The sequence below is a fragment of the Pseudoalteromonas sp. Of11M-6 genome, assembly GCF_022347905.1.
Taxonomy (GTDB): domain Bacteria; phylum Pseudomonadota; class Gammaproteobacteria; order Enterobacterales; family Alteromonadaceae; genus Pseudoalteromonas.
The window spans coordinates 109222-115544 of sequence record NZ_JAKRFW010000010.1; the positions used below are offsets into that span (position 1 = coordinate 109222).

The 6323-nt window shown below is 36.8% G+C and carries 5 protein-coding genes; all 5 read left to right on the forward strand.

Annotated features, from left to right (window positions below):
- Positions 1-21: 21 nt before the first annotated feature.
- The 5 genes from MHN32_RS07375 to MHN32_RS07395 all read left to right on the forward strand — a co-directional run bounded on the left by MHN32_RS07375 (position 22) and on the right by MHN32_RS07395 (position 6240).
- Complete coding sequence (locus MHN32_RS07375; protein ID WP_239421401.1) at positions 22-1965, forward strand: S9 family peptidase; 1944 nt, start codon at positions 22-24, stop codon at positions 1963-1965.
- Between the two features lie 277 nt (positions 1966-2242).
- Positions 2243-3298 (forward strand): helix-turn-helix transcriptional regulator, encoded by a 1056-nt coding sequence (locus MHN32_RS07380; RefSeq protein ID WP_239421402.1) that lies wholly within the window; start codon positions 2243-2245, stop codon positions 3296-3298.
- 171 nt (positions 3299-3469) lie between these two features.
- Entirely contained in the window at positions 3470-4963 is a 1494-nt protein-coding gene (locus MHN32_RS07385; protein ID WP_239421403.1) for a hypothetical protein, read from the forward strand.
- 164 nt (positions 4964-5127) lie between these two features.
- Positions 5128-5556 carry a GNAT family N-acetyltransferase gene (locus tag MHN32_RS07390; RefSeq protein ID WP_227386750.1) on the forward strand — a complete coding sequence of 143 codons (429 nt, stop codon included), beginning with the start codon at positions 5128-5130 and terminating at the stop codon, positions 5554-5556.
- Between the two features lie 42 nt (positions 5557-5598).
- Positions 5599-6240 (forward strand): serine hydrolase, encoded by a 642-nt coding sequence (locus MHN32_RS07395; protein WP_239421404.1) that lies wholly within the window; start codon positions 5599-5601, stop codon positions 6238-6240.
- The last annotated feature ends 83 nt before the right edge of the window (positions 6241-6323 follow it).

Here is a 6323-nt window from a genome sequence, read left to right on the forward strand (position 1 = left end):
TAATGGAGAAGTTATAACAGGATGAAAAGGTTACTTATTTTAATTCTTTCCTTGATGGCGACAGCTGTGTTTGCTCAGCAAGACATACCGTTGGAGGCGTTTAGCAAAGGTAGTGAGTTTTCAAGTGTAAAAATATCACCAAACGGTGAATACCTAGGCTTTATCACTAAAGCTGAAGGAAAAAGTATCTTGGGTTTTCTAGAGCTTGATGGATTTAAGGTTATTCATGCCGTGAGATTCAACGGTAATGCCCAAGTCGGTCGTTATGAGTGGGTTAACGACAACCGTGTAGTACTTGAGAAAGAGTATATCCGAGGGTGGCGAGATCACCCTGAGTATCATGGCGAATTATTTGGTGTAAATGTTGACGGTAGCCGAGGGAGATACTTAGTTGGATATCAAGGTGAAATTCAAACCGGATCACGACTGAAAAAAGCGACACCTCTGTATGGCACTTCCTACATCCTTGACCCTTTGGTCAATGATGAAGATAAAATGCTGATCGTGACTTATCCGTGGTCAGGCTCTAAGGAGCCAGTAACTGTGGTATACGAAGTCAACGTCCATTCAGGTGTTAGACGAAAAGTCTCTATATCTCCGCGTAGGATGGGGCGTTTTTTGACAGATCATCAAGGGGAGGTGAGAGCTGTTGCTTCGACTGATGATAATGGTAACACATCTGTATTTATAAAAAATACAAAAGATAGTGACTGGAAAGAGTTAACACTAGCACAAGATCTTGATGACTATTGGCTACATGGTTTTGATGAATCGGGTAAATTGGCGTATCTATCCGCTGCAAAAGCAGGAGAGCCGCGAGGGGTTTATCAACTGACACTGGAAACTGGCAAGCTCAAGCATTTTTTCCAAGACAAATTAGTTGATCCATCTAAAATATGGCGTGATCCAGTTAATCAAACTCCTTTCGCAATTGAGCTCGATCCGGATTATCCGACGTATGCGTTCGTAGATCAAGATTCAATATGGAGCCAACGACTAAAGTCGCTTATAGCTTCAATACCGGGGAATCAGATCCGCATAGTAAGTGGTACTCGAGATGGCAGCAGAGTTATCGTTTTTGCTGGTAGTGATATTAATCCTGGAAATTACTATCTATTTGATAGCAAGAAAAATCAACTTGGGTTATTAGTCGCAAACCGTAGTTGGATTGATCCTAATAGTATGTCAACGATGGAAGCCATCAGTTTTAAAGGACGTGATGGAATTACTATTCACGGGTACCTCACCACACCACAAGGTAAAGAAAAGCAAAACCTTCCTTTGATTGTTATGCCGCATGGTGGACCTCACGGACCAAGAGATTATTGGCAGTTTGACCCTGAAGTGCAAATGCTCGCGAGCAGAGGTATGGCTGTATTACAAATTAACTTTCGAGGGTCAGGTGGTTATGGAGATGCATTTGAAGAGCTTGGCTATAGAAAGTGGGGCAAAGAAATTCAATATGACATCATTGATGGAACCCGTGACTTAATCTCTAAAGGTATCGCTGATAAAAATCGGATTTGTATTATGGGAGCGAGCTTCGGTGGTTATTCGGCATTGCAAAGCGCAATATTAGAACCAGACTTATTCCAATGTGCTGTAGGTGTGGTTGGCGTATATGATTTACCACTGATGTTTGAAGAAGGTGATATTGCTCAGCGTAGTTCAGGGGTCGCATATTTAGAACGTGTACTTGGCACCGATGAAAAGCAGTTAAAGGAATTTTCTCCAAGCTATAATGTCGAGAAGCTTAAGGTTCCAGTCCTTATCGTACATGGTGGTGAGGACCAAAGAGCGCCAATTGAACAAGCGGAATCTTTAATTGATGCACTGAAAAAGGCTGATAAGCCTTATCAGTATTACTTACTTGAAGATGAAGGGCATGGTTTCTATAAACCGGAACATCGTCTGAAATACTTTAAGAAAGTGCTGGCATTCTTAGAAAAGCCCATGCAGTTATAGTAATAAAGTACAATAATAGCCAGCAATTGATGCTGGCTATTATATTTCTCAACTAACACCTTCAATACTTATCTTATTCGAACTGAGCAAAGCTTTTTAAATTCAAGAACAGTTCAAAATCACGCCACATGCTAGGTGAAATCACACATAATCGGTTATGCTTTATCCAAAGCTTAGCCATTCATTATGACAGCTTCAAATGCTCACGATGCAGATTAATTTTCTTGCAATAGAGCGCAATAGGCACTACCGATTATATAAATTAATAAGGGAATCGATGTTTTCACAAACCGTTCAGTTGCAGCCAGTAAACATCTTGCAAATAGTTTTTACAGTGGTTTCGGTGTTAGGAGTGATTTTAGTCTGGAAAATGGATAGATATCGAGGCGTCTTATTTCTTTTCATATATTATTCTATCTTAATGATATTTAATTTATATGAAGAAACACGAGGTCAAGATGGGTATATAGTAACTCCCATTTTTACACTAATTAAAGGGCCAATAGTCTACTTTTTAGTTAGATGGATAATTAATGAAAAGCCTATAGCTTCTAAATTAAAGTTTCTGCATGTGGCACCTGCAATTTTAGCATTACCCTTCACGCAACATGTCCAGCTTATTATTTTGATTGCTACCTTTAGTCAAATTATCTACTTAATTGCTTCTTTAAAGCTAATAAAGCGATATCACTCCATATCAATGGCCGTCCGCTCTGACGCACTGTCCTTAAAGTTAGATTGGGTTAACAAGATAATTTATGTTTTCTTTATCTTTGCTCTAGTAGATCTTTTAAGGTTAAATTTGCAGCCATTTAACGCCATTGAGATAAAGGCTGGTTGGTATTTTATTGATGTATTGGTGGCGCTGCTTTTGATGTGTTTTCTAGTAGTTAAAACTGCTCATCAACCTGAGCTATTTGATGATATGGTTCCCTATGAAGACTTGAAGGTGAAAGTTTTAGAATGTGAACAACAATCTAACTTAAAATTAGCACAACAATTATGTGAGGATATTACAAAAGTAGTATTAGAAAAAGAGCTTTATAAAAAGCCAAGGTTATCACTAATAGAAGTTGCGAATGAAACAGGTTTTAAGTTGAAAGACGTTTCTTGGTCTATAAATTTTGCCACAGGTTATAACTTTTGTGAATTCATTAACAACATGAGAGTCAATGAAGTTAAGAAACAAATTGTTCTGCCACAAGAATCTCACAAAAGTATCTTAGAAATAGCTTTTGATTCAGGTTTTAACTCAAAATCTGTTTTCTATAGTACATTCAAATCTACGGTAGGAATGACTCCTAGTAAATACCGAAGTTCACAAAAACAGTAAGTTAACCGGTCCTATTTAGTCCCAAATCATGATTTGGGAAGACAGAACTAATTAAAAAACGGATAGTGTTGTAAATTCGATTTGACTACCAAGTGCACCAGCCGTCTCCAATGCTAATTGAAGGCTGCTTCAATGCTAGTCGTAAGATAAACACTATTTTGTAGGTTTTATATGTTCAAAACTATAGCCGTTACACTTTCCTTTGCTTTTTACACCTTGCTTTTTTCACCTCCAGCATTAGCTGATCATTACACTGTTTTTATCACTAAGAACAACCCCAGAATAGCGAAAGTTAAAGCAGTTCTTTTCCCACATGGTCATGTTATTTCCATGAATGAGCAAAATGTTCATGGTTTGAAAAATGGCTGGGGAGGATTTGTAAGAAACCTCACAGTATTAAATTCAGATGGAGAAACTATTCAGATTTCTGAGGTTGAAAATAGTAAATGGGAACTAATTGGATACGAAAATGGAAAGATTACTTTGTCATATGATGTCGTTTTAGGACACGACACAGTAATTCCTAAGATAAAATTTGGTGATAATGGAGCTGCTTATGCAACAGAAGATGGTGTAATGTGGGCTGGACGTGCTCTATTTATTGCAGGGAAGCCAAGTAAAAAAGTAAATATAAAATTTGAAACCCCCAATTCTTGGGCCATTACTACTCCTTGGGAAAGTGTTAATGATAGTACAACTGAATTCTACGTGGAGGGGACGAGTGATCTGCAAAACTCAGCATTCTTTGCGGGTGAGCATACTCAAGGTTCTTTTAAAGTAGGAAATGTACAACTAAGAACGGCTTTTTCAGGTGAATATACTCGTAAAATGGTTGACGATATAAATCAGAAAGTTGACCAATTTTTTCAATATTACGGAGCTCAATATCAATCACCTTTAAAATCTAGAATGGTTCTTATAGTTTCAGATCGTAATGATGGAGGAGGGGAAGTCATGGGCAAAGCAATATCAATATCGGTAGGTCCAGCTGACAAAAAACTTTTAGATAAAAGTAGCAAAATCCCCTTGGGTATTTCACGGCTAGTTGCTCATGAGCTGTTTCACGGTTTCGCATTCAATCAGTTAGAAGTTGATGATAAAGGTGATAAGTCCGCATTATATGAATGGTTTAATGAGGGGTTTGGAGCTGAGTATGCTTCTCAACTTGCACTATTAAGAATAGGTATAAAAAATGAGTCTGAATTTTTAGATGGTATTTTATATAGAATGAAAGAATATGAAGCTGAAGCCGATGGAAAGTTAACTCTGATTAGTGCTGGTGCTGATAAGTCTGATAAATCTACCACTGTTTATTGGGGAGGCATGATTGCAGCTCTTACTCTTGATTTCAAAATCCGAGCCAAAAGTGAAGGGAGACGAAATTTAGATGAGCTGTGGAGATATTTACTACAAAACTATCCAAGAGGTGGAAAAGAGATGAATTTGAATGAGCTATATAAATCAGTAAGTAAATTATATGGAGAATCAATAGCCTTAGAGTTTAAGGATTATGTAACAGTTCCTAATGTTATTCCATTTTATGACGCCGCGAAATTAATGGGGCTGAAATATAATGGTAGGAAACTGCTCAGAGATAGCTTAGCTACTAAAAGTCAGAAATTGTTATGGGAAGAATTTGTTTTAGGGAAAGGAAGTAGTTTATAGATCTAACTTTGTTGAATTTATAATTTTTATTTTTAGTGTGGTGTTGAGATAAGTTGATTTTTAAATGTGTTAGTCCTTTTTAAGTGAAGTAGGTGGCTCGTCATGAATTTAAAATTCTGCTTTTGTGTTTGGTTTTATAAAATTAAGTGAGCGATTATATTTTTATGAAAGAAAGATCGATTTTAGATGTGAAAATTCAACATAACGCGCCAAAAGTAAAGGAGTTTATTGATTTACGATGTATCGTAGGTTGGGAAAAACAAGATACAAAGACAGCTTCAAAAGCATTGGCAAACACCTTGTTTCATGTCGTTGCAAGATTAGATTCAAAGCTTATAGGAATGGGAAGAGTGATTGGTGATGGAGCTATGTTTTATTACATTCAAGACGTAATTGTCGACCCTAAATATCAAAGTATGGGAGTTGGAAATTTGTTAATGGAAAAAATTGAGATGTATTTATCAGAAAATGCAAACGCTGGAGCTACAGTAGGACTTTTTTCCGCAAATGGTAAAGAAACATTCTACAAAAAATATGGATATTTAGAAAGGGATGGTAGTCAGTTAGGTTTTGGTATGTGCAAGTTTTTATAATAAAAATGTTTTTTATTTGGGGTTTTAATGGTGGCTTGTGCAATGTTTGAAATTAAAATATTTATTTTTTTTGTTTTTATTAACTTTTTTGTTTCAAGTTATTTGTTTGCTGCTGAAATATACCCAGATGTTACTTGGCTTCATTACAAATCTCCAGAACAGGCTGGCTTTACTTTAGAGCGATTAGATAAAATTAAAAAGTTTTACAATAAGAAGTCCTTCTCAGCGCTTTTAGTAGTTAAAGATGGCGCCATTGCTATAGATTGGGGGGAGAATGACCGAAGGTTTCCTATACATTCGATTAGAAAGAGCTTATTGAGTGCACTATATGGGATTCACTCTAGTTCTATCAACTTTCAAGCAAGCCTTGCAGATCTAAACTGTAATGATAACTCATTGCTGACTGATCAAGAACTATCAGCAAAGGTTTTTGATGTTATATCGTCTCGGTCTGGAGTCTACCTTCCTGCAGCCGCCGAAAATAATGAAATGAGATTAAACAAGCCAGCTAGAGGTAGTTATAAGCCAAGCAAGTATTGGTGGTATAACAATTGGGATTTTAATGTTGCAGGTACTCTGTTTTCGAAAATTACTGGAGAGGAAATTCTTGGGTCAATTGCAACTCAATTGGCAGCCCCTTTACAGATGCAAGATTACCGAGTTACAGATGTCACCTTCCCATAAAATGAGACATGCATAATTGGAGTTTTCTGCAATCATTAAAGCAGGAGACTAACTATGAAAAAATCACGTTTTACCGAATCACA